Origin of the sequence: Chryseobacterium oleae, assembly GCF_900115055.1 — a bacterium.
Classification (GTDB): domain Bacteria; phylum Bacteroidota; class Bacteroidia; order Flavobacteriales; family Weeksellaceae; genus Chryseobacterium; species Chryseobacterium oleae.
Genome location: NZ_FOVD01000008.1, coordinates 12,624 through 37,534, shown reverse-complemented (window position 1 = coordinate 37,534; position 24,911 = coordinate 12,624). Strand labels below are relative to the sequence as shown.

The window sequence follows — 24,911 nt, the reverse complement described above, 5'->3', positions numbered from 1 at the left end:
TATGTTATTTGAAAAATAATGTAAGTCCTAAAATTCTTTCATCTGTTCAATAAAAGTTTTACCCGAAATTTCATGCATTAAACTGCCGCAAATGATGATCCATATGTTTGTAGACAAAAATCCCGATCTCTTCCCTTTTCATCTTTCCAAAAAAATCGTGGATAAAATCTGGATTTGAATAATTTTCATAGGCTACAATTTGTCGCATCCATCGCTGTTTTTCGTATTCCTCGTCACCGTTCGTTTCTTTTATGGCAAAGCTCCCTGCAGGCATATTTTTCTTGATCGGGGTTTCATCTTTTACAAGACCTTTTAATGCCATTTTCCCAAACAGCCAGCCTAAAAACTCCTGCTTGTAGGTGTGATAGCTTTTTCCCATCATCCAGTCATTCCAGATTGTACAGTGTCTCATCATCTGGAAAAGATTCATTTTTCCCCATTGGGCAGTATTCTTCTGTGAAAGTGCATCAATTCTTGTGATCAGCTCTTCTCGTGTATTTTGGTCAAATATTGTTTTCATAACCGATTCTTTTTGTAAAGGTATCATGGTTTCTAAAAAATCACTGTACGTAAAAACGACATCCGACAGTGTATTTTGTGCCAAAATTTTATATAACTTTATCATCAAATCCGTACAGCGATGAAACATATTTCAATCATTATTTATGACAGTGTCCTATCAATAGCCGTATCCAATACCGCCGCTCTACTGATGAGCGCCAATGAATCTGCTGTAAGAAAGGGAATTGACATTCCATTTGAGATAGATCTGATAGGCGTACAGAATAAAACCCTACAATCTCACCTTCCTCTGCAGTTTTGCTGTACGAAAATGATCTCTGAGAATTTTAACACCGATGTTGTTATCATTCCACCCATGAGCACGGACCTCACAGATATTGATTCTCTGCTGTCCAAAAACGATGTTCTCATCAACTGGATCAAAACAAAATACCACGAAAAAGTACAGCTGATCAGTCTGTGTACAGGAGCTTATTTCCTTGCAGCATCCGGCTTACTGGATCATATGCCGGCTACCTCACACTGGGGTGCCATGGAAGATCTGCAAAAAAGATATCCGCTTATTGATTTCAAACCTGATCATGTGGTGACCCATTCAAAAGCAATCATCACAGGCGGCGGTGGTTTTTCTTCATTAAATGCGATGCTGTATTTTATTGAACAGAATTCCAGCAAAGAAATATCTGTCGAACTGAGTAAACTCTATGCATTGGATTACGGACGGACTTCACAAAATATCTTCAATGTTTTCTCAGGGCAGCGGCTTCATGACGATGATCGAATTCATAAGGCACAGAGTTACATCGAGAAAACATTTAAAACAGATATCACCGTTGAGCAGATTGCAGGAGAGGTCAATATGAGCAGACGGAATTTTATCCGCCGGTTTAAAAATGCAACCCGTTTAAATCCGATTGAATATATACAAAGGGTAAAAGTAGAAGCAGCGAAAAAGGCATTTGAAACCGGAGATGCTAATATTGCAGATGTTACCTACAGCATGGGCTACAATGATTTAAAAACATTCAGAACGGTTTTTAAAAAGATCACCGGATTAACGCCGGTTGATTACAGGAATAAATTTAAGGGGCAGGAGATTAGCTATTGAAAGATTGAAGGTAATGAAAGATTTAAAAATTTAAAAACTCTGGAGTAGACCGTGCCTTACTATATTTTTAGGGTTTATGGCTTCAGTCCTTTTTTTTAAAAATGGTATCTTTGCCTTTTGAAACCCTTTATACATGCGAATCAGCTTACTTTGTATCGGAAAAACAGATGACAAGGAGATCACTTCTTTGATCAGCTATTATCTGACCCGGCTTCCCAAACACTGGAACTTCGAAATCACAGAAATTCCTGATGTAAAAAATGCAAAAAACCTTTCTCCTGATCTTTTGAAGAAGGAAGAATCTAAGCTGTTCCTGAATTATATTGATAAAAACGACCTCGTCATCATCCTTGATGAAAAGGGAAAACAGTTCACCAGCCGTGAATTTGCCCAGAAAATTGATACCTGGATGAATTCTTCGGTTAAAAAGGTTCATATTCTGATTGGAGGTGCTTATGGTTTTTCCGAGGAAATATATAACAGAGCTAACGAAAAAATGTCATTATCTAAAATGACATTTACGCATCAGATGATCCGTTTATTTATTGTGGAGCAGCTTTACCGTGCGGACCAGATCCTTCAGGGTAAGCCTTATCATAATGATTAAAAATTTCAACTCTGTGTTTATAATGATATTCTCTCGCAGATTGAGCCGATAGAACAGATTATCATTTTACGCTTATTTAAACATTAAGATCAATGAAGGATGTAAGCTTATTTAAGAAAAAATCAAATAATTTTTTATGCTGTATGCCTTAAAGCTAATCTAAAACTTAATATTTTTAAAAGCTTAACAGAAATCTTAATGGTTCGAATTTTTCTCATCATTGATATACATAAAGCAGATGATCAAAAGTAAAAAATCTGCATCATCAGATTAATCTGCGTGAGATTTACTTCTCTTTATAAATTGTATAATAATAGTTATCTAAACTTTTAAACCGATCTGTCTTTTCGCTTCGCCAATTACAAAAGCAACGGAATTAGCAATATTAAAGCTTCGGATCAGTTTTGACATCGGAATGGTGAGATGATTCCCGAAATGATCCAGAACGTCTTTACTTAAACCTACACTTTCCTTACCGAACACCAGCCAGTCGCCATCCTGAAATTCATTTTCCAGATAGGATTTTTCAGCATGTGAGCTCATTAAGAAAACTCGGGAAGGATCCGGAATACTATTGATCCACTCCTCCACATTGGCATATTCTGAAACATCGAGATGCACCCAATAATCCAAACCGGACCGTTTCAGATTTTTATCATTGATGACAAATCCAAAGGGGTGAACCAGATGTAATTTACTTTCTGTCCCTACACATAATCGTCCTATGTTACCTGTATTGTTGGGTATTTCGGGTTCTACAAGAACAATATTCAACATCTATATATCTTTCTTTATTGGGTTTAAAAATAGTCGAAACTATTTATTTACTGAGCTTCCGTTAACTTATTTGGGTTTTACAACGCACTTAGCATAGTAATCTGCTAAAATAGCCTTTTCATAGCCTAAATTGACTGCACGGTCAAGGTTTTCACAGGCTTCCTTAGGTTTTGCCGTATCAAATAAAACCAATGCTTTGGTTACGTAAGAATGAGCAAATTTCGGGTCAATGGAAATAGCTTTATTCACATCCGTAAGGGCTTCTTTAGACTTTTTCATTTTGAAATAAACGTCTGCTCTTCCATTATAGAGAAGTGATTCCGGTTTTTCAGAGATCAGCTGATTGTAATCTTTTAAAGCGCCGTCCAGATCTCCGTTATTTTTCTTCAGATTTGCCAGTCCTGTTTTGGCGTAAATATTATCGGGAGCAAAGGTTAAAATTTGCTTCAAATCATTTAAAGCAAGGTCTTTTTTCCCCTGGCTATCATAGATTTTGGAACGGGTAAGGTAGAATTCAGGATTCTCAGCATCGATGGTGAGACCTTTAGCAATGTATTCCAGTGCTTTGGTTTTGTTTCCTTTCTGGCTGTTCAATGAAGCAAGATTGGCATACACCGGTGCCGATAAAGGATTAGCCTTTAAAGCTGAATCATACGACCTCAAAGCCAGTGTAGTTTTCCCCAGCCTTCTTTGGGCTGTTCCCAGACTGTTGTAATATTCAGACTGGTATTTCTGAATCTGCTCTTTCTCTGCCAGTTTGGTGTATTGTTCTTCAGCGCATTTATAGTCTGCTTTTTTGAAGCATTCTTCGGCTGTTTTTTTGTCCTGTGCGTAAAGGCTGAATGAGGCGCATAAGAATGCGGTTAGTAATAAAGTTTTTTTCATGAAGTTATAGTTTGTTTGTTGATGACTTTTTTGGCGAGTACTCCAAATATCACTCCCAATAAAGATCCAACAAACGCCCCCACCAAAATATCTATCGGGAAATGAACTCCTAAATATATTCGGCTATAAGAAACTACTACAGCCCATACAAATATAGCATATGGAAACCAATTGAGCTTCTTTTTCAATAAAATACTTAAATAAGCTGCCAGAAAGAAGGTATTGGACGCATGGGCAGAATAAAACCCGTACTGTCCGCCGCACTTCACAATCCTCATATAATGTTCCAGACTCGGATCATGGCAGGGCCGCAGCCTGGCCACACCATATTTGAAAACACTAGCCAGCTGATCTGAAACCGTAGCTCCAAGTGCAATGAATATAAGAATGAAAACTAAAGACTTTAGTTTATAATTTTTGTATAAAAAGTAAAGAAATATAATATAAAGCGGTACCCAGATCCATGTGCTGGAAATCAGCATCCACAGCTGGTCGAAGGAAGTATCGCCCAAATTATTAAGGTATAGAAAAACCTTTTTGTCCTCCTGAATGATTTCCTCCATGAATTATCTGCTTACAGGCCCTTCGTAGGTTTCGTCGTCGGCAGGCTTTAGTTTAGGAGGTTCATTAGTCGTCGAAGGTTCCGTTACGATATCTTTTTCAATATCCTTCATGGGATTGAAGTCTTTTGCCGCATCTTTTACCTTCTCTATTTCACGCTTGATCTCGGAAACCGGATTATCAGTTTCTTTCATGATCTCAGTTTTAATGTCTTCCACTGCACCGCGCATTTTTCTAACGCCTGCCCCTAAGTCACGCGCTATCTGAGGAAGTTTATCCGGACCGAATAATACAACAATCGCCACTGCGATCAATGCCATTTCTCCAATGCTTAATTCCATGGGGTAAAATTACGAAAGTTTATACTATTTATTTACAGTAAACTAAAATTTTAAACAAATTTTAAGATTTTGGGGTGAGGTGTGGGTTTCGGACTGCCTGTTCAAGGGTTTTGAGTTGGAGAGTTTATGAGTTTGAGGGTTTGAGGGTTTGAGAGTTTGAGGGTCTTAGTGTAAATGGGGTTTATAGGTGATGGTGGCTTCGGGTGCCTCAGCCACCATTTGGAATATCACTTATTCACTGGAATATTCAATCAGGAGTGCAATATCTGGCGATTGAGGCACTCGAAGCCACCATTCCTATATCTGAAATCTCACGTTTATTAAAAATTCACCATTCACTTGTGAAGCAAAATTCACCATTGACATCAATATTAAAGTCTCATGTCTGACATCTAGCATCTTTGCTTTAAAATTCACCATTCACTTGCGAAGCAAAATTCACCATTGACATCAGTATCAAAGTCTCATGTCTCGTGTCTGACATCTGACATCTAGCATCTTGCTCCTCCCCTTAACCTCCCCACAACTTTCAGTTAACAAATATTTAATTCAAACAAACGGGAGTTATCAATTATTTCATTATATTTATTACACACAAAATCATTAAATATTTACTATGAAAAAACTTGTTACTACTTTCAAGCTTTTTGCCGTGATATCGGTACTTACGCTTACTGCCTGTCAGGATGAAAACAGTGAAATCATGCAGGAACCTGTTGCCTCTAAGGTATCAGCTGCTGATCTGAAAAAGGAAATTACCCCCGGATTAAAGGTTGTTCCGGAGAATGTTCAGACACAGATTAATGATTCCAAGAAAAATCTTGAGCAATATCTGAACAATGACCTGCAAATCACAGGAATCACTGTTTTAGGAAAACTGTCAACTCAAAAAGGGATAGACATTTCTCAGGAATTAATTTCTGACAGAGATCAGTTTACAGCAGAAGGAAACATTCTGGCTCCGGAAACTGTAAAAGTGGGGAAAATAGGGACACTATTCTCCGGAGATCAATTGGCTGAGGCTGAAAAAGGACTTAAAGAAGCAGCTTCAGAGCAAATCAAAACCGGTACTGACGTTCTTGAAATTTCATGGAATCATAAAGGAGAGCAGTTCACTTCTCTTTGTTTCTATAATGAGTCGGGTATTGTCTGGGATAATGTATTTGCCGGACTTGTGATGATGGATGCCAGAGGAACTACTGAGGTTTCTCCTGCCGATGCTCAGGCGAAGGTGGCTTCAAAATGGTTCAAAGAATGGTGGACTGCAAAATGGCTTTGGGGTTCTAAGAGAGGAGAAATCGGGTATCAGATCACGATCTATTATTCCGGTTCTACGGTTTCTAATGTAGACGTGAGTGACTGGGGTAATATCAGCTTAGGAAAAGCAAAAAGTGAAAGTAAGGTTACGAAGAGAACCGGTGCCTACGGACAATGTAGATATGCACTTGGATTATGTACTCCTACAGGTTCTTTAAGCTTTAATTCAAGTAATTTCTCTGTATCATTTTCCGGATTGGGAAGCAATGTAGTAAGCAACGGAACAAAATCACTTTATCCGTAAAAAATTCTGAACACATTATTATATTTTTCAATAGAAGACGGGGAAGCTGTAATGGCTTCCCTGTTTTATTGATGTATAAAAAAATATGGGTAAGATAATGGTTTAATTAAATAATCTTACTGCCGCAAATACCCCGTAATTCTGTTTACTTTCTTTAAAAGGTCCATAACTGTCAAAATTGGCTCCGGCACCAAAAGTGATGGTTTTATAACTTACTCCCGCTCTAAGCATCAGGTAACTCCGGGCATGTTCACCGTCTTTTATCGTCTCGGAATACAGCCCCTGGATTCGGGAATATCCTTTCCAGTTTTCATTGATTTTAGGCTTGTACTCCATCATGACAAAACCTTCGGCAATGCTGCTTTTGGAAAACCCTATAAACCTTGGATTAACAATCAGTAAGAAATCATTAAAATTTTTAGAATACATGAAGCCGGCAGTCGGTCGAAGGCCTGTATTAGGGGTGTAGTGAGAACCTCCTACCAGACGAAGATTTTTGAGAACCTCAAAGGTAAGATTAGCCTGGATCATGGCATCTTTGGAATTGTTCTCATTCCATTTCGAAGAAATATTGGCCACACTGAAGAAACCCAGCCTTTTGCTTCCTTCAAATGCTTTATTTACCGTCATCTGTGAAGCAAATCCTCTATTTCCGGTTAAGCCTTCAAATGACACAGGCGGATTGGAAGCCGGGATACGGGTCTGGGAATTAAATAGCAGCGGAAACAGTCCTGCTGCAAAAATAATTATTTTTTTCATGTTTTAACCGTGATCAATTATATCCGCAAAATTCCGGATTACAGGAGAAAATGGTTAGAACAGATAAATCGATTATCAGGACAAATCAATCCCTTTCCGGTAATCCGAAGGGCTCATCCCGCTGTGTTTTTTGAAAAATCGTGAAAAGTAGGAAACATCGTCAACGCCTAAAGCAAAGGCAATTTCCGAGACAGAAAGATGGGGCAGTGATAACAGGGCTTTTGCTTCCATCAATAAAGATTCGTTGATAATTTCTGAAGCCGTTTTGCCTGTTGTAATTTTCACCGTTTTATTGAGATGATTGGGAGAAACACTGAGCAGATCCGCATATTCCTTCACCGAATGTAAATGCTGAATCTGGCCTGTGATCAACTTCCGGAAACGAAAAACCAACGTTTCATTCACTGAAAGATCATGGCGCGGAAGCTTTTCTATAAAATGCCGGATTTCTCCCAACAGAGTAAAAAGATACAAACGGATAAGGTCCAGATTCCGGTTCTGCTGATACAGAGATTCCATCTGCTGAAGGATCACAAAAATCCGCTCACGGTGTTCCTGATCAAGATACAAGGTGGGATCATAGATAATATCAGCATGGTTCAGTATATCCTGCAGATACCTTAAACCAGGGCCGTCTGCAATAAAGTCATTGGAAAAGTGACAGTAGAATCCTTCCACATCGGAGGTGTTATGGATAAATGTCCGGATCTTATGCGGAGGAAGGAGCATGATCATCCCTTCCTTCACATCAAACAGGCTTGAACATACCATTTTTTCTACACTCCCCTTTCTGATGAATATAAAATCATTGACCGTTTTCCGATGCGGCTGAGAAGGCGTTTTGGCGTCCTTAAGTACGTGGAGAGGCTCTATGAAAAATTCATTCAGTTCTCTTTTTGCCATGCTCTTTTCTTCCCAATCTATATCCAGGATGGTTTTGAAATCATCAGGTTTATATTGGGGAATACGGCTCATACGATCTGTTTAGTTTAAAATAATTAGAGTTTTTTGATCAGTCTTTTGTCTTTTTTCTTAAAGGCATAATAGGTCATTACAACGCTTATTGCCATTAAAATAAATGCCAGAAAGAACGGTGCTCCTGAAAACTCAAAAGGCGCTTCATCATGGGTAAAGAAGTAAAACAGATTGGTCATCAATGGCGGTCCTACGATGGAAGTGGCACTCATTAAACTGGTCAGTGCACCCTGAAGTTCACCCTGTTCATTGGATGGAACACTTTTCGTGATCACCGACTGAAGCGCAGGTCCACAGATCCCTCCCAAACAGTAAGGAACCAGGAAGGCAAACATCATCCAACCTTCTGTAGCAAAAGTAAACAGAAGCATTCCCAATGCATAGAGCGCCAATCCGTAATAAATACTTTTCTCTTCGCCCAGTTTCGGCGTTGTCCAGCGTATCAGAACACCCTGTACTAAACCTACCAAAAGTCCTACTACACCCAGTGAAATTCCAACCATCCTTTCTGTCCAGTTAAATTTATACATGGTGAAGAAGCTCCAGTTGCTCTGTACAGCGTGACCAGCAATATAAATTAAAATAAGCGCAAAGATCAATCCTGAAATCTCCGGGTGCTTACCTAAAAATTTAAATGAACCGATAGGATTCGCCCGTTTCCAGTCGAACTCTCTTCTTTTGTCTTTATCTAAACTCTCAGGAAGAACAAAATACCCATAAAGGAAATTTAACAGACATAATCCTGCTGCCGCATAGAAAGGTACTCTCGCTCCATAATGCCCAAGGACTCCTCCTAATACCGGTCCGATAATAAATCCAAGACCGAATGCCGCTCCGATAAGTCCAAAGTTTTTAGCTCTGTCCTCATCTGTAGAAATATCCGCAATATAGGCACTCGCCGTTGTCACACTGGCTCCGGTGATCCCGGCAATAACTCTTCCGAGAAAGAGCCACCAAATGGTTGGGGCAAGCGCAAGAAAAATATAATCTACCGCAAAACCGAAAAGTGAGATCAGAATAATAGGTCTCCTTCCGTATTTGTCACTCAGGTTTCCTACGACCGGAGAAAAGATAAACTGAGTAAATGCATAGGCAAAACCAAGCCAGCCACCATATTTGGCAGCTTCACTGATGTCGGCATGAATAAGTTCCTCAATTAATTTGGGAACAACAGGAATAATGATTCCCCATCCTGTGATGTCGATGAGCAGAGTAATAAATATAAAGCCAATGGCTGCTTTTTTCCTTGAGTTTTCCATAGTGGTGCAAAATTAATCAAATCTGAAATATAATGGTTCTAAATTGTGGGGTTTAGTTGGGAATCAGGAGTCAAGATACTAGATTCTAGACATCAGACATCAGATTTTAGATTTCAGATTTGGACTCGTAAATATAAATTCAAACTTTGAACTTTACATATTAATTTTTTAAATACAAATCTCGGAACCCGGAAGCCCTCAAATCTCACATAAAAAAAGACCGCTTCTTTCGAAACGGTCTTTACTTATTTATTGTAGTTGGTCTTATTTTGAAGCAAGTACCTCTTTTGTACTTGTCGTTTTGCCGTGTACCTCGTCTTCTTTTCCTGTCTTAAGGAAGTCATACGCGATAGCCGATGCAATAAAGATAGATGAATAGGTACCGAATCCAATACCGATTAACATCGCAAACATAAATCCTCTTAAGTTATCTCCACCGAAGATAAAGATCGCTAAGATCACAAGAATGGTTGTGAATGAAGTGTTGAACGTTCTACCCAATGTACTTGAGATCGAGTCATCAAATAATCCAGCTAATGTTAACGCTTTCTTCTCTCTTAAATATTCTCTAATTCTATCGAAGATAATAACGGTATCATTGATTGAATACCCCAGTACCGTAAGGATCGCTGCAACGAAATCCTGATTGATCTCCATGTTGAAAGGCATAAATTTGTGAAGCAATGAATAAGCTCCTAAAATAATTACCGCATCATGGAATAGTGCCACAACAGCACCCAAAGAGAATTGCCATTTTCTAAATCTTAATAGGATATAGATGAAGATCCCCGCCAAAGCAGCTACTACCGCAAGAATACCGTGAGTTTTGATATCATCTGCAACCGTAGGTCCTACTTTTTCAGAAGAGATAATTCCTGCATGTTCTTTATCTGCAGATTTGAAATCGTGCAATGTAGTGTTAGCCGGTAAGCTTGTTTTTAATCCTTCGAATAATTTCTGCTCTACCGTTTGGTCAGCTTTTAAAGATTCGTCCTCAATAAGGTAATCTGTAGAGATTTTCAACTGCTTATCGTTTCCGAAAGTCTTAGCCTCCACAGAAGAGTTTTTACCATCTTCAGTTTTGAATACTTTTACAAGGTTCTGTTCGATATCTTCAGCGTTTACAGCTTTATCGAATCTTACCACATAGTTTCTACCTCCTGTAAAGTCGATACCGTATTTGAATCCGTGGATCGCAATAGATGCTACACAAACTACAGTTAAGATACCTGAAACAATGTAAGCATATTTTCTCTTTCCGATGAAATCGATCCATGTATTTCTGAATAGGTTCTTCGTAGGAGCTGTCCATACAGAAAGGTGTTTTCCTTTGTTCAGTCTTGAGAAGATCATTACTCTTGAAAGTAATACAGACGTAAAGAATGTCATTAGGATACCAATTCCCAGTGTCAAAGCAAATCCTTTAATAGGTCCTGTTCCGAATAAGAAAAGTACACCAGCCGTCAATAGCGTCGTTAAGTGACCATCGACAATCGCACTTAATGCATGTTTGAAACCATCTTTATAAGCTTCTAAAATGCTCTTCCCTGCGAATAGTTCTTCTTTCGTTCGTTCGTAAATAATTACGTTCGTATCCACCGCCATGGCCATCGTCAGTACAATACCCGCGATACCTGGAAGCGTAAGTGTAAAGTCTCCGGAATCCATAATTCCGAAAATATAGAATAAGTTGACAATCATTGCAATTACCGCGTACACCCCTGCACCACCGTAATAGAAAATGATATAAACAATGATAATTAAAAATGCGATAGCAAATGAAATAACCCCTGCATTAATAGACTCCTGTCCTAATGATGGTCCTACTACGGTAGCCTGAACTACTTTTGCTCCTGCAGGTAATTTACCCGCTCCTAACACGTCTACCAGTTCTTTAGCTTCCTCCTGAGAGAAGTTACCCGAGATCTGAGTTCTACCGTTAGGAATAGCACCCACAACGTTTGGCGCAGTATAAACTCTGCCATCCAATGTAACCGCTACCGGCTTACCTACGTTTTTCTCAGTTAATGTTTTCCACTCTTTAGCACCTTTAGAATCCATCTGCATGTCTACTACGACTCTGCTCAACTCATCATAGCCGATGCTTGCCGTTTCAACAGCACCGTCTACAGGAGCTTTCTGGTTGATGTTACCTCTGATGGCATACAATACTAAACTTTCAGTATCTGTACCTTCAGGTTTGTAACCCCACATGAACTGTGTATATTTAATGTTAGCTGGACGTAATGACTGACCTACTTTACTGCTTAAAATTTTGTTTACAGCAGCTGTATCAGAAAGTTTTACACTTGCAACACCGTTTGATCTTAATTTGTCAAGGTTTAAAAGATTCATGAAGTTGATGTTCTTCGCAACTCCCATAGAATCACCCTTGATTGCCACCATTGTAGTCAATGTCTGGAAATATGGAGCGATTTCAGGAACCTGCTGTACTTCCCAGAACTGAAGTTTTGCGGAAGTCTGAAGCATTTTCTTCACTTTGTCGATATCCTTCATACCAGGCATTTCAACAGAAATTCTAGCCGTACCAGGTACTCTCTGAACGTTGGGTTGCACAGCACCCATTTTGTCGATTCTGGTTCTGATTACTTCGAAAGCTGTACCTACAGAAAGATCAATTCTTCTCTTGATGATACTTTTTACCTGATCATCAGAAGTATTGTACTTGATTTCTGATAAATTGGTATTCCCGAAAAGTTCAGGATCAGCAAGCTTAAGGTTCGTCCCTTTTGCTTTGTTGATCGCTTCAAACTGATCAAAGAAGTTATCAATATAAGATTTTGTAGAATTCTTCTGAACTTCATCTGTCTTGTTTAAAGCCTCGATAAGAACAGGATTGGTAGAATAATTCGTTAAATCATTCACCAGGTCTCTTTGGTTAATTTCCAAAAGAACGTTGATCCCACCTTTCAAGTCAAGACCAAGTTTCATTTCCTTGTCTTTGGCTTTAGTGTAATAAAGTTTTGTGAATCCCAGGTTCAAAGTATCTTTAGAAAGTCTTGTGATTTCTTTCTGATACTTTTCCGGATTGTCTCCTGCAACAGCAGTCGCCTGCCTTTCAATTTTGCTGGCGTACCAAGTTGGTAATAGCTCATTTAAGCAAATTAACCCTAGTACAATAGCAACAATTGTAATAAGTCCTTTTCCTTGCATTTTGTTATAACTACGTTAAATTAAGTCGGCAAATATAATGATTTTATTATTATTTTATGAATTTTTTAACAGCAGAAATGGTTTATTTTCAGATATATCGGGGTTTTAATTTCTATTTAAGATTTAATAATTTTTCTTCCTTATCGTAATGAAATTTTCAAATTCCGATTGGTATAAAATTTTCATTCACTTATCAATACACTAAATATCAAAATATTATGAAAAAACTATTTTTTACCTTTTGCATCATTTCTTCTTTAATTGCTAATTCTCAAAGCATTAATTTAGTAGAATTTGCGTCCGGGCTTACCAGTCCCGTTGAGATTACGAATGCCAATGACACCCGCCTGTTCGTCGTACAACAGGACGGAATCATCAAGATCATCCAGCCCAACGGAACGATCAACAGTGCTGATTTTATGAACATCAGCTCCAAGGTTCTTTATGGAGGAGAACGGGGACTTCTGGGTCTTGCTTTCCATCCCCAATATGCAACCAACGGATATTTCTTTGTGTATTATAACAACACAGCAGGAAATATTATCGTTGCGAGATATTCAGTCAATCCTACAAATCCCGACCTCGCAGATCCTACGACTGAAAAGATTCTTCTGAATATTCCAAAACCTTTTGACAACCACAATGGCGGAAGTATTCATTTTGCACCCGACGGAAATCTTTGGGTAGTAACAGGAGATGGTGGAAGCGGCGGTGATCCTAACAATAATTCCCAAAACATCAATTCACTTCTGGGAAAAATGTTAAGAATAGACGTGAATGCCACAGGACCATATAATATTCCTCCCGGAAATCCTTTTGCAGGAACTTTAGTTACAGGAGCTGACGAAATCTGGTCTTACGGACTTAGAAATGCATGGAAATTTTCATTTGACACCACCACAGGAAATGTTATGATTGCTGATGTTGGTCAGGGACAAATTGAAGAAATTAATAGAATGCCGATCACACAGGCAGGAATCAATTACGGATGGCGCTGCTATGAAGGTAACAATGCTTATAATACCGCAGGATGTGCAGCCATGTCTACCATGACATTCCCAGTAGCAGTGTACAATCACTCCGGTGGCAAATGTTCTATCACCGGTGGTTATGTGTACAGAGGAACTCAATATCCTGCACTTCAGGGGAAATATATCTTTGCCGATTACTGTTCTACCCAGATCGGAATATTGAATGCGGATAATTCTATCGTTTGGGGACCTGCCAGTTCAGGAAATAATTTTTCTACGTTCGGGCAGAATTCCCAGAAAGAACTGTTTGTAGCAGCTGTGACCAGCGGAAAAATATTTAAAATCACTACCGGAACTTTAGGAACAGGTGAAACTTCTGAATTCAATCCTATAAGTATTCATCCTAATCCGGCTTCTGAGAAAGTATTCATTGAAGGACTTACAGATAAAAACAGCACTGTAGACCTGACCAGTACAGAAGGAAAAATCGTTTTAGAGAAAGCTAAAATTGAAAATGACGGCAGTATTGATATTACAGGAATTCCTCCGGGAGCTTATTACCTGATGATAAAATCGGGAGATATGAAATCCTACAGCCAGAAACTGATCATTAAATAGTCTGATTAAGAGTTGAGAGTTATTGATTTTGAGAATATTGTCAGTTGTTGGTTGCTAGTTAGCAGTAATTAAGTTAATAAATTCAGCGTATGATGTCTGAAATCTGATATCTTGATTCTTTATTCTCAATTAAACAAAAATTCTAAGCCTCAATATTTTTTATTGGGGCTTTTTTAAAATAAAGAAACCCTGTTGCCAAAAATACTGGAATCAGTAAAACAACTCTTTCAAGATTCGATAATCTTTCCATTTCATTTTCAAAAAGAGTATTCTGAAAAAAGCCTACAAGCACAACTGAAATCACAAAGATTAAAATTTCAAACCAGGAGAGACGTTCATCCGAAATTTCTATATCGGAAAACCTATTGCTTAACACCCAAAATCCTAGAAAAAGAATCATAAAAGGAAATGCCCATATCCTGAACGTATCCCATGCTATGGCGTGAAGCAGAAGCGGAAATAAAGATACAGCGACCAGAAGTATAAGAATATATTTATTGACTTTTCTGAACTGCCTGCCTGCAAGATAGATCATAAACAAAATGGGAAGGCCGAATTTTATCGTATTTTTAGACAGAAACATTCTTTCAGCAAAAAATGGGCTCTGCTCTTTGAGATAGGTTCCAAAACTTTCTGTATAGGCTGAGGAAATCATCACTGCAACTTTTCGGCTTATAAAACCTGTATGCTCAAGATAATGAAGGATAAGCTGATCATTTTCCTTCCCATACAATTCCTGATAAAAAGATACGGAAAGCGTAGCTACTACGGGTAACAACAGGAACAGACCTGCTTTTTTAAATAGTTCCGATGAAAAAACCAATGTTTTACCGGGCATTTCATACACCAGAAGCGCAAAGAGACAGACAGGAACCATCAGAAAAAATGATATCTCATGGATTATTACTGCAAATACGGTCAGCAGCGAAGCCAGAAAAACTTTTTTATTCCTGATTAAATAAACCGCCAGTATCGTCAGAAGGAAGATCAAATGATCAAGATACCCAATAAGATGTGCCGAGAGCACAACATATTGCGAAAGAAAAAAGACCAGATAGAACAAAACTTTCCTGATGCTGTATTTCTGCAGGGTATTACGGACGGAAATAATGATTAATGCCACATACAGAAGCAATAAAATACCTCCGGACAGGATCTGGATGTGAAGTATGCTTTTCTCAAAAAAGAAACCGAAAATTTCCCCGGCCAGTCCTCTTTTTATAAATCCGAACCGGTAATCCATCAGCCAGTGGGCTTCAGACCATTCGTTAGGAAGCCTTATGGTCTTGATGACACTAAAGGCCAGGGTGTAAACATATAGAAAAACAATCAGAAACTTCCGGTTCATATTCTATTTCTATATGGTCATAGAGAAAATTCTCGTTTCAGGTTTGTTTCTCATCATTCTGAGGTCAAATACCATCGCCACGTTTCTCGTAAATGCTCTTCCTTTTTCCGTGATCTTAATCTGATTATCGTAAATCTCCACCAATTCATCCTTCTCCATTTCTTCCAACATATCAAATGCATTCTCAAGTTCAGGGAACGAATTTTTATCTGTAAAGGTGGTTTCAAGCTGGCACATCAGATTCAGAATATGTCTTCTCACGGTAAGATCTTCCTGATCCAGAATATGACCTTTCACTACCGGAATATGGCCTTCTTCAACCATCTTCTGATATTCTTCCACCGTTTTCACATTCTGGGCAAAAGCATACCAGGAATCTGAAATGGCAGACATTCCAAGGCCAACCATCAATTGGGTATTGCTTGAAGTATAGCCCATAAAGTTCCTGTGCAGTTTTTTCTGAATAAGAGATTGATACAGATCATCATGTTCCAGAGAAAAATGATCCATTCCTACTTCAATATATCCTAAATCCTGAAGTAGTTTTTTACCGTCTTCATATAAACGGCGTTTTTCTTCACCGCTTGGAAGGTCGTTTTCGTCGAAACCTCTCTGCCCCACTCCTTTTACCCACGGAACGTGTGCATAGGAATAGAACGCCAATCTATCCGGCTTCAGCTCCATTGTTTTTCTGATCGTATGCTCCATAGCCTCCCATGATTGATGTGGAAGCCCGAATACCAGATCATGACTGATTCCGCTGTACCCTATTTCCTTAGCCCATTCCGTTACATTTTTCACATTTTCAAAGGGCTGAATTCTGTTGATCGCTTTCTGAACTTTAGGATCATAATCCTGAACTCCAAAACTCACTCGTCTGAATCCAAGGTCATATAAGGTCTGAAGATGGTCTCTGGTTGTATTATTCGGGTGTCCTTCAAAAGAAAACTCAGGATGTTCTGCAATTTCCACCGATTCAAAAATCCCTTCCAATAAGGTTTTTAAGTTTTTAGGTGAAAAAAATGTAGGCGTACCGCCTCCGAGATGAAGTTCTTTCAATTTCGGTTTCTCTTCAAAAAGCTCAAGATAGAGTTTCCACTCTTTCAAAACACTTTCTAAATATGGAATTTCAACGCTATGCTGTTTGGTAATACGCTTATGACACGCACAGAACGTACACAGTGCCTCGCAGAAAGGCAGGTGAATATAAATAGAAATTCCCTCCTCTGCATTGCTCTCATGAAAAGACCTGATCACCGTCTCCCTCCACTTTTCGGGCGAAAATGTTGATTCGTCCCAGTAAGGAACAGTGGGATAAGACGTGTAACGTGGTCCGGGAATATTATACTTATCTATTAAAGAATTCATTTCAAAATTTAAAATATTATCAGATCATGAAATTAAGACTAAATCAATTTCATCCTGCAAAATTAACCATTAGTTATGAATTTTAAACCATGAAATATATTAGGCTGTATTTTATAATGAGTCTAAATACGGTGGTTACTGGAATTTCTCCAAGAATGATAAATTCTATATCTAAGATTTAAATTTTAATTCAAAGGTCTTACACCTGAATAGTTATTATGATTTAAGCCAGAAAACAATCAAAAAAAAATATTTAATTCTGATAAATAATCCTAAAATTAAGTAGCTAACTATTGAAAAAATTATGTTTATAAAAAATAACAACACCTAATAATATTAACACATTACGATAATAATTTAATGATATTCAATTACTTAAAACTAAAAATGTTAATATATTTTCCCGAAAATATTATTTTTTGTTAACAAGAAAATAACGCTATAAAAGTTGAAATTATTGCAATTGTTCCTAGTTTCGCTCAATTAAAATTAAAATCTCCCTCAAAAACACAAGTAATATTTAAATAAATAAGTAATGAAAAAAAGATTATTTTTGATAATTCCTGTTTTATTTTCAGCAGGTCTTTATTCTCAAATTGGAATCAACAATCAAATTCCTAAAGCTACTCTGGATATTACCGCAAAAAAGACAGACGGAACAACCGCTGAAGGGCTTATTCCTCCACGTCTTACCGGAAACCAGATAAAAGCTGCCGACAACCTGTACGGAGCTGATCAGAAAGGCACTATTATCTATGCTACAGCCCCTGTAGGAGTGACAAGTACCAAAACAGCCAATATCAGTTCCGAAGGGTATTATTACTTTGACGGAAACATCTGGCAAAAAATAGTATCCTCAACTACTGTTACCAACTGGGGGCTCAATGGTAATACAGGAACTACAGCCAGTACATCTGCCATAGGAACGGATGCCAATAACAATTTTATCGGAACTAAAGATACCAATGATCTGGTGCTGGTATCCAATAAAAAAGAGGTAATGCGTATGAACACCAACCAGCAGGTATTGTTAGGTACCCTTACTGTACCTGCAGGCGGCACATCCGCTAAAGTGATTATAAATAACGGAACAACCGCGGGAGCTATACAGATTAAGGATGGCACTCAAAAGGAAGGTAAGTTTCTAGGCTCCGATGACAACGGAACAGCAACCTGGAAAGATGTGAGTAAAAGCTTAAGCGTAACAACTATCGTAGATCCTAATGTTTTAGGATATGTTCCAAGTAATACCTCTACTGCTGCCACAAGTGCTCCTGCTTCTCTCGCACTAGGAACCACTACCGCCACGCTGCAAGGAATCACAACCTTCAACGGGCACAGCTATGCAGCTTATAGCACTGCTGCTGCTATTACCTGGTATCAGGCGTATACTGCATCCAAAAATATGGGTGGATACCTTGCCTCTTTCACTTCAGATAATGAATGGAAACATGTAGAAGGTCAGCTGCTGACTCCTAAAGCCATATTTAATACCAATGGGGGATGGATAGGCTTTTGTAAGTTCGACTGGCTGGCTGGAACAGCTCTTACTCCTAACCCTGAAATGAAATGGATTACCGGCGAACAGCCTCTTCATGATTACTCATATGGCGGCACAACAGCCGTGAGAAAACAAAACTGGTTTTCCCCATCTCAGCCTGACAACTCTTCAAACAGTGAAGGGTTTGTCCATTTCCAGTCTAAAAATGCTAATCTGACCGTCACTTTCAACTCTTACACGACTACCCATCCCTGGAATGATGTCCCATCAAATACTGGATCAATAACTACCGGCGGAGGATTTATTGTAGAATTCCAACAATAAACAAAAAATTATAGGGTACTGAAAGAACTTTAATAGTCACAAAAAATAATAAGATCAGGTAATTTCTTCGAATTACCTGATCTTATTATTTAGATGACTTAAGTTGTATGTAATTAGTTAAATTTTAATTTCATCACAGAAATCCTGTCTTTTCCTGTGAAAACAACTGTATTTCCATTGACCCAACTGCAAACAAAGAATCCTTTTTCATCAGAAATTTTCTTCCATGTTTTCCCGGAATCAGAAGAATAGCTGATGTGCTGATCTCCTACTGAAATCATTTCCTTACCCATAGAGCCGGGTTTAATTTTTACACACGTAGTGTAGCCTGCATTCTGTCCGGATGCCTGAATCTGCCAGCTTTCGCCACCATCATTGGTCGTAGCAATATTATTGATATTGGCGTCCTGTTTGGTATAATCTCCGCCTACTGCAACTCCAAAGCTGTCATCATAAAAATCTATTGAATACATTCCCTGCGAAGATTCTCCCTGAATAAAAGGCGTGTTGAATGTTTCAATTTCTTCCGTTTTAAAATTTAATCTTAAAATTCGTGAAGATTTCCCTCCTGTGGCAACCCACAGATATTTTTTTGTGGAAGCGATATTGGTATTACTTGCTGCAAATGCGGCTTCACCACTATTCAACTGTAGCTTGTTTTTGAACATCCCCCATTGACCATCTCTGTAGACGGCCAGCTTGAGCATATTATCCTTATCTGCATCACTGAAGGTATAGGCCAGCTTATTATTTACAAAATGAAGAGCATCATAAAAAGCAGTTTTCACCGTATCTGTAAACACAGTTTCCGATTTTAGACTTTTTTTATCAATCTTAAAAAAATAAGCAGGACTCTCAATATTGATTGCATAAAAAGAGTTTTTATCCTGCGCCAGCGTTCTGAACTGAAGCTTCTTTTCAGATAATCTGATCTGTTTCTGATTTTTGACATTCTTCAGATCAACAAACCCGAACTTAGAATCTGTTCCACTGTACCAGACTTTTCCGCCATCAACTTCCAGAGCACGGATGCTTATTTTATCATTAAGAATTGTCTCAAAACTTTCGATGTGTTGAGAAAATGTAAAAATTCCCAGAAAGGAAAATACAATGAGGATGAGCTTTTTCATATAAGACAAAAATAAAAAATCCGCAGTAATCTGCGGATTTTGATTGTATGTTTTTTAATCTAAATCATGTTTTTCCAAAGGCTCCTGTTCTGCTTTGAAAGTTTCTCCATACCCTCCGTTCTGAAGTTTAGAGTGCTTTTTACTGTACAGGAAGTATACAAAGAATCCAATGATCAGCCATGCGAAAGAATACATCTGTGCTTCTTTGCTCAGGTTAAAGATCAGATAAACGTTAATCGCGATACCTAAACAGGCAATAAGCGGTAAAGCCGGAACTTTAAAGTTCCTCTGTAAAGCAGGTTCTTTTACTCTCAATACCCAAACTGCTACACACACCATGGTAAACGCGAACAGGGTTCCGAAACTGGTCATGTGTGCAAGATCATTAATAGGAGTAAGCGAAGCTACAATAGCAATCACAACGCCTAAAATAAGAAGGTTTTTTGTAGGAACTCCTGTTTTAGGGTTTACTTTTGAAAAAGTAGCAGGGATCAATCCGTCTTTAGACATTCCTAAGAAAATTCTTGATTGTCCCATGATCATTACCATCAATACGGAAATTAATCCTACAGTGGCAGCAATGGTGATAATGTATCCTGCCCACGCGTATCCTGCAATATCAAATGCATACGCTACAGGAGCTTTAATAGCATCCGGATATTTTCCAAGCGGATTAAAGTCTGTATAATGCATCATTCCCGTTAACACTAAAGAAACTAGGATATATAAAAGTGTACAGATGATCAGCGAAGCGATGATAGCAAACGGTACGTCTTTTTTAGGATTAATAGCTTCTCCCGCCTGAGTGGAAACAGCATCGAAACCTACATAAGCAAAGAAAATAGCAGAGGCTCCGGCCACTACTCCGGCAATACCGTAAGCAGAATGCGAGACCCCGTTTTCTGTAATGGTTGTTGGCTCAGGAATGAAAGGAATCCAGTTTTTAAATGGCTCAGCAGAGTTTAAAATAATAAAAGCTCCTGCAATGATCACGAAGATGATAGCGGAAACCTTAAGTACTACGATGAAATTATTAGCTTTAGCAGCTCCTTTTGTTCCTCTTACAAGGATTGAGATCACGAAGAAAACAATCAGAAACGCAGGTAGGTTCATAGAGAAACCTGAATTTCCTGCTGCAATATAAGTCTGCGGATCTGTGGTAAGGTAAGCAGGAAGATGCAGTCCGAACATTTTGAGGAGTTTCGCAAAATATCCCGACCAGGAGACGGCGACGGTCATAGATCCCATAGCGTATTCCAGTATCAGCCCCCATCCTATGATCCAGGCGAAGATTTCTCCTACCGTTCCATAAGCGTAAGCGTAAGCTGATCCTTCTACAGGAAGAATGGAAGCAAATTCTGCATAACATAAAGCTGCAAATACGCAGGCTATTCCTGCGATGACAAATGAAAGTGCCAGTGCGGGCCCGGCATTATAATAAGCACCCGTTCCCGTAAGTACAAAAATTCCTCCTCCAATGATTGCCCCGATTCCGATAGCAGTAAGGCTCCATTTTCCCAGAACGCGTTTCAGCTGGCTCTTTTTGATATCAGCTTCATAAGCGCTCATTGGCTTCTTAACCCAAATTTTAGACATGTTTTTTTATTTAATTAAAGATTTACGAAAATATAAAAATTTTACAAACCTTAACGTTTATTGATAAACTTTCGTGATTTATTTTAAACAAACGTATTTAAAAAACTGATTTACACATTATTTAATTTATTTTCAAAAGTGTTAATTTTTGTTTATTTTTGATCGCATGAATTTATATGATCTTTTTGTAAAGCCGTATGAAAGCTACAGTACTGCACAAATCCTGCTTGAAGCCTCTGGTACGGTTTTCGGAATTTTGAGCGTGTATTTTTCAATTAAAAAGAATATTTGGGTCTACCCTACAGGGATCATCTCTACGCTGATCTACGTCTATATTCTTTTCAATTTCGGGCTGCTTGGTGACTGTATGATCAATGTGTATTATACGGCGATGAGTGTTTATGGATGGATCTTATGGTCCAAAAACTCTAAAGACCATGTTCACGTAGATGTTTCCTGGGCTACCAATAAAGAAAGAATGTTCGCAGGCGTTCTTTTTATATTAAGTCTCGCACTGGTAACACTGATCTATTATCACAAACCTTATATAGATAATCAGTTTTCTATGCAGGGTACGAATTTAGGATTGTATCATCTTGACTGGGCGAATTGGCTGGACGTGATCACGACTTCTATATTTTTAGTGGGGATGTGGTTTATGGCCAGACAGCGCATTGAGAACTGGATTTTCTGGATCATCGGAGATTTTATTTGTATCCCAATGATGATTTTTAAGGAGCTTGGTATCACTTCGGTTCAATATTTGGTATTTACTATAATGGCTATCTTAGGATACGTCAATTGGAAAAAAAGTTTAAAAGAAAAAAGTACAATAAAGTCATGAAAAATTTACTTAAAATAGCATTCAGTATCGTTGCTATTAGTACTCTGACATCATGTTTGGCTTATTCAGACGGATATGCAAACAATGGTGGTTACGGAGACCCATATTATAACAACGGAAATTATTATGCTCCGTCCGGTTATTACGGAAACGGCGGTTATTATGGAAATGACGGCTACTATTATAGAAATGACGTCAATTATTATTATGATAGTGGTGTTCCTTATTATTACTATAATTCAGGGAACAGCAGAAGAAAAGTTTATGTAGAAAGAAGATCCAATTCCAATATAACTTCCCAAAGACCGAACAACGGATTCAGAGGAGAGCCTACAGGCAGCGGAAACAGTAACAGCAATGGAAACGGATTCAGAAATCCAAACAGCAGTTACAATAACGGTAACAACAACCAAAGACCACAAAGCAACAACGGAGGCTTCAGAAATCAAACGGGCGGAACTTACCAGAACAATCAGGGAAGACAGAATAATCAGAACACTGGCGGTTTCAGAAACTCACAACCGAGTAACCAAAACCAAAACCAGAACAGCACCAGAACGGAATCTTCCGGCGGGTTCAGAGGAAGCTCAAGCTCCCAGAACAACACTCAGCAAAACAGCGGTACAACGAGACAGCAGTCTAGCGGAGGTGGATTTAGATAAAACGATTATAAATAAGAAAACGAACAGCTAACACTGTTCGTTTTTCATTTTAAATATATTAATTTTGCTCGTTAATTTTACACTAAATAATATGGAATTTTATAAATATCAGGGAACTGGAAATGATTTTGTGATGGTAGACAACCGTGACCTGCAGTTCCCCAAAGAAAAAGATCTTATTGAAAAACTATGTGACAGACGTTTCGGAATCGGGGCAGATGGTCTTATCCTTCTGGAGAATGAAGGCGACTACGATTTCAAAATGGTCTACTATAATTCTGACGGCGGCGAAAGTACGATGTGCGGAAACGGCGGAAGATGTCTTGTGGCCTTTGCTTTCTTCCTGGATATTTTTGAAGATAAATGTAAGTTCATTGCTACTGATGGAGAACATGAAGCTGAGATTCATAACGGGATCATCAAATTAAAGATGATTGATGTAGATACAATTTCCGAAGACGGAGAAGACACCGTGATGAATACCGGCTCACCCCATTATGTAAGATATGTGGAGGATCTGGTGAATTACAATGTTTTTGCAGAAGGAAACGGCATCAGAAATTCAGAAAAATATAAAGAAAAAGGCATCAATGTGAATTTTGTTGAAAAATTTAATGATGATGAAATTTTTGTAAGAACCTATGAACGAGGCGTTGAGGACGAAACTTTCAGTTGCGGAACAGGAGTTACAGCTTCTGCTTTAACTTTTTTACAAAAACACAATCTAATCTCTGTAAAAGTTAAAACTTTAGGTGGCGATCTTAAAGTTCATGCTGAAAAAAACGGAAATTCCTTTCAGAATATCTGGTTGGAAGGTCCGGCAAAGCAGGTTTTTAGAGGTAAAATAGATCTTATTTAAAAACAAACTTTTAATCAACTTTTTAATAATGAAAAAAACTGTTCTCGTTATCGCTCTTATCGTTTTTGGAGCGGCAGGATTTTTTGGTTTGAGATTTTATAATAAATATTACGGCAACAACGTAGAAAAGGATGGCTATGTCTTAATTCCCCATAAAGCGGATTTTAAGCAGATCCTTGACTCCGTGGGCCCGTATGTAAAAGATAAAGAAGCTTTCGAGGCTGTGGCCAAAGATAAAGATCTTGATCAGTATTTCAAGCCGGGGCGTTACCATTTCCAACCGGGAGCAGGCAACACCAACCTTGTGAATATGATCAAGGCCGGAAATCAGGCTGAAAACAGCTTCAGAATCGGAGATTTCGGGGATATGTATCAGATGATCGGGAAGGTAACGAAAAAAACGGAACTTGATTCTTTACACTTCGTGAATGATCTGAATCAGATAGCCGTAGAAAAAGGATACAATAATGCAGAGGATTTAAAGAAATACTTCTTCATCGATACTTATAATTTCTTCTGGACGGTAAGTCCGAGAGAGTTTTTCAAAAAATTCGATGAGCAGTACAATGAGTTCTGGACGAGCGACAGAAAGAATCAGGAACAGCAGTCGGGTCTGAGCAGAGATCAGATCTATGCTTTGGCATCCATTGTTTATAAAGAATCGGGAGGAAAAAAAGATGAAATGAAAACGATTGCAGGATTATACCTGAACCGTTACAGAAAAGGAATGAAGCTTCAATCTGATCCAACGGTGATTTATGCCATCAACAAGCAGACTAATTTTAAGGAACAGATCAAGCGTGTATTTTACAAGCACCTGTCTACTCCATCGCCTTATAATACTTATGCTAATAAAGGAATTCCTCCGGGACCTATTTGTGTAGTAGACAAAAACTCTGTAGATGCCGTATTAAATGCAGAAAACAACAATTATATATTTATGTGTGCAGATCCGGCGAGGTTCGGCTATCATAAATTTACAGCCAGCGCAGAAGAGCATGCGATCAATGCAAAAGCGTATCAGGACTGGCTGAATTCAAAAAATATAAAATAGAAAACTAATTTAACTTTTATTTAACAATACGATAATTAACTTTTAACACTTACATACGACTTATACATCTATAAATAATACATAAATTATAATATTTTGAAAATCAA

At 38.3% G+C, this 24,911-nt stretch carries 22 protein-coding genes; 9 read left to right on the top strand and 13 right to left on the bottom strand.

All coding sequences use genetic code 11. The features are described from left to right. Positions 1 to 70: 70 nt before the first annotated feature. Complete coding sequence (locus BM143_RS20045) at positions 71 to 520, bottom strand: DUF1569 domain-containing protein (RefSeq protein WP_090026987.1); 450 nt, start codon at positions 518 to 520, stop codon at positions 71 to 73. A gap of 120 nt (positions 521 to 640) precedes the next feature. Between BM143_RS20045 and BM143_RS20040 the strand changes: the two genes are divergently transcribed. Together BM143_RS20040 and BM143_RS20035 are read left to right on the top strand one after the other, a co-directional pair. Then, positions 641 to 1,630 (top strand): GlxA family transcriptional regulator, encoded by a 990-nt coding sequence (locus BM143_RS20040; RefSeq protein ID WP_090026740.1) that lies wholly within the window; start codon positions 641 to 643, stop codon positions 1,628 to 1,630. A gap of 133 nt (positions 1,631 to 1,763) precedes the next feature. Next, a complete protein-coding gene (locus BM143_RS20035; RefSeq protein WP_047455971.1) occupies positions 1,764 to 2,237 on the top strand; it encodes a 23S rRNA (pseudouridine(1915)-N(3))-methyltransferase RlmH in 474 nt (157 codons plus the stop codon). A gap of 321 nt (positions 2,238 to 2,558) precedes the next feature. Here BM143_RS20035 and BM143_RS20030 read toward each other — a convergent pair whose 3' ends face one another. The 4 genes from BM143_RS20030 to BM143_RS20015 form a co-directional block, all read right to left on the bottom strand. Further along, positions 2,559 to 3,014: a tRNA (cytidine(34)-2'-O)-methyltransferase gene (locus tag BM143_RS20030; protein ID WP_090026738.1), complete on the bottom strand. Its 456-nt coding sequence runs from the start codon at positions 3,012 to 3,014 to the stop codon at positions 2,559 to 2,561. A gap of 66 nt (positions 3,015 to 3,080) precedes the next feature. Continuing rightward, the gene (locus BM143_RS20025) at positions 3,081 to 3,899 is read right to left on the bottom strand and encodes a tetratricopeptide repeat protein (RefSeq protein WP_090026736.1); all 819 of its coding nucleotides are present in this window, start codon (positions 3,897 to 3,899) and stop codon (positions 3,081 to 3,083) included. Further along, a complete protein-coding gene (locus tag BM143_RS20020; protein ID WP_047455964.1) occupies positions 3,896 to 4,462 on the bottom strand; it encodes a phosphatase PAP2 family protein in 567 nt (188 codons plus the stop codon). The genes BM143_RS20025 and BM143_RS20020 overlap by 4 nt, the downstream gene beginning before the upstream one ends. 3 nt (positions 4,463 to 4,465) lie before the next feature. Next, on the bottom strand, positions 4,466 to 4,801 hold the full coding sequence (locus tag BM143_RS20015; protein ID WP_034731181.1) for a Sec-independent protein translocase subunit TatA/TatB: 336 nt from the start codon (positions 4,799 to 4,801) through the stop codon (positions 4,466 to 4,468). A 616-nt stretch (positions 4,802 to 5,417) separates the two neighbouring features. Here BM143_RS20015 and BM143_RS20010 point away from each other — a divergent pair. After that, on the top strand, positions 5,418 to 6,362 hold the full coding sequence (locus tag BM143_RS20010) for a hypothetical protein (RefSeq protein WP_090026734.1): 945 nt from the start codon (positions 5,418 to 5,420) through the stop codon (positions 6,360 to 6,362). Positions 6,363 to 6,464: 102 nt separating this feature from the next. Here the strand turns inward: BM143_RS20010 and BM143_RS20005 are convergent, their stop codons facing one another. The 4 genes from BM143_RS20005 to secD all read right to left on the bottom strand — a co-directional run bounded on the left by BM143_RS20005 (position 6,465) and on the right by secD (position 12,529). Next, positions 6,465 to 7,121 (bottom strand): hypothetical protein, encoded by a 657-nt coding sequence (locus BM143_RS20005; RefSeq protein WP_228430902.1) that lies wholly within the window; start codon positions 7,119 to 7,121, stop codon positions 6,465 to 6,467. A gap of 75 nt (positions 7,122 to 7,196) precedes the next feature. Continuing rightward, on the bottom strand, positions 7,197 to 8,096 hold the full coding sequence (locus BM143_RS20000; protein WP_090026732.1) for a helix-turn-helix domain-containing protein: 900 nt from the start codon (positions 8,094 to 8,096) through the stop codon (positions 7,197 to 7,199). 23 nt (positions 8,097 to 8,119) lie between these two features. Then, positions 8,120 to 9,355, bottom strand: coding sequence for a TCR/Tet family MFS transporter (locus BM143_RS19995; protein WP_090026730.1), 1,236 nt, complete (start codon positions 9,353 to 9,355; stop codon positions 8,120 to 8,122). Between the two features lie 264 nt (positions 9,356 to 9,619). Then, positions 9,620 to 12,529: a protein translocase subunit SecD gene (secD, locus tag BM143_RS19990; protein ID WP_090026728.1), complete on the bottom strand. Its 2,910-nt coding sequence runs from the start codon at positions 12,527 to 12,529 to the stop codon at positions 9,620 to 9,622. Positions 12,530 to 12,747: 218 nt separating this feature from the next. Here secD and BM143_RS19985 point away from each other — a divergent pair, with 218 nt between their 5' ends. After that, positions 12,748 to 14,118 (top strand): PQQ-dependent sugar dehydrogenase, encoded by a 1,371-nt coding sequence (locus BM143_RS19985; RefSeq protein WP_090026726.1) that lies wholly within the window; start codon positions 12,748 to 12,750, stop codon positions 14,116 to 14,118. A gap of 142 nt (positions 14,119 to 14,260) precedes the next feature. On the opposite strand, the gene BM143_RS19980 is transcribed toward BM143_RS19985, so the two are convergent. Next, complete coding sequence (locus tag BM143_RS19980) at positions 14,261 to 15,466, bottom strand: glycosyltransferase family protein (protein WP_090026724.1); 1,206 nt, start codon at positions 15,464 to 15,466, stop codon at positions 14,261 to 14,263. A 9-nt stretch (positions 15,467 to 15,475) separates the two neighbouring features. After that, positions 15,476 to 16,834 (bottom strand): oxygen-independent coproporphyrinogen III oxidase, encoded by a 1,359-nt coding sequence (gene hemN, locus BM143_RS19975; RefSeq protein ID WP_090026722.1) that lies wholly within the window; start codon positions 16,832 to 16,834, stop codon positions 15,476 to 15,478. 535 nt (positions 16,835 to 17,369) lie between these two features. Here hemN and BM143_RS19970 point away from each other — a divergent pair. Further along, positions 17,370 to 18,659 carry a C-type lectin-like domain-containing protein gene (locus BM143_RS19970; protein ID WP_090026720.1) on the top strand — a complete coding sequence of 430 codons (1,290 nt, stop codon included), beginning with the start codon at positions 17,370 to 17,372 and terminating at the stop codon, positions 18,657 to 18,659. A gap of 113 nt (positions 18,660 to 18,772) precedes the next feature. On the opposite strand, the gene BM143_RS19965 is transcribed toward BM143_RS19970, so the two are convergent. Both BM143_RS19965 and BM143_RS19960 read right to left on the bottom strand, forming a co-directional pair. Continuing rightward, complete coding sequence (locus BM143_RS19965; RefSeq protein ID WP_090026717.1) at positions 18,773 to 19,789, bottom strand: WD40/YVTN/BNR-like repeat-containing protein; 1,017 nt, start codon at positions 19,787 to 19,789, stop codon at positions 18,773 to 18,775. 54 nt (positions 19,790 to 19,843) lie between these two features. After that, on the bottom strand, positions 19,844 to 21,385 hold the full coding sequence (locus BM143_RS19960) for an APC family permease (RefSeq protein ID WP_034726200.1): 1,542 nt from the start codon (positions 21,383 to 21,385) through the stop codon (positions 19,844 to 19,846). A 166-nt stretch (positions 21,386 to 21,551) separates the two neighbouring features. Between BM143_RS19960 and pnuC the strand changes: the two genes are divergently transcribed. The 4 genes from pnuC (at position 21,552) to mltG (ending at position 24,804) form a co-directional block, all read left to right on the top strand. After that, entirely contained in the window at positions 21,552 to 22,229 is a 678-nt protein-coding gene (pnuC, locus tag BM143_RS19955; RefSeq protein ID WP_090026715.1) for a nicotinamide riboside transporter PnuC, read from the top strand. Further along, a complete protein-coding gene (locus BM143_RS19950) occupies positions 22,226 to 22,891 on the top strand; it encodes a hypothetical protein (RefSeq protein WP_090026983.1) in 666 nt (221 codons plus the stop codon). Before pnuC ends, BM143_RS19950 begins: the two co-directional genes overlap by 4 nt. A 91-nt stretch (positions 22,892 to 22,982) precedes the next feature. Next, positions 22,983 to 23,750 (top strand): diaminopimelate epimerase, encoded by a 768-nt coding sequence (gene dapF / locus BM143_RS19945; protein ID WP_090026713.1) that lies wholly within the window; start codon positions 22,983 to 22,985, stop codon positions 23,748 to 23,750. 28 nt (positions 23,751 to 23,778) lie between these two features. Next, positions 23,779 to 24,804 (top strand): endolytic transglycosylase MltG, encoded by a 1,026-nt coding sequence (gene mltG, locus BM143_RS19940; protein ID WP_090026711.1) that lies wholly within the window; start codon positions 23,779 to 23,781, stop codon positions 24,802 to 24,804. Positions 24,805 to 24,911 lie beyond the last annotated feature (107 nt).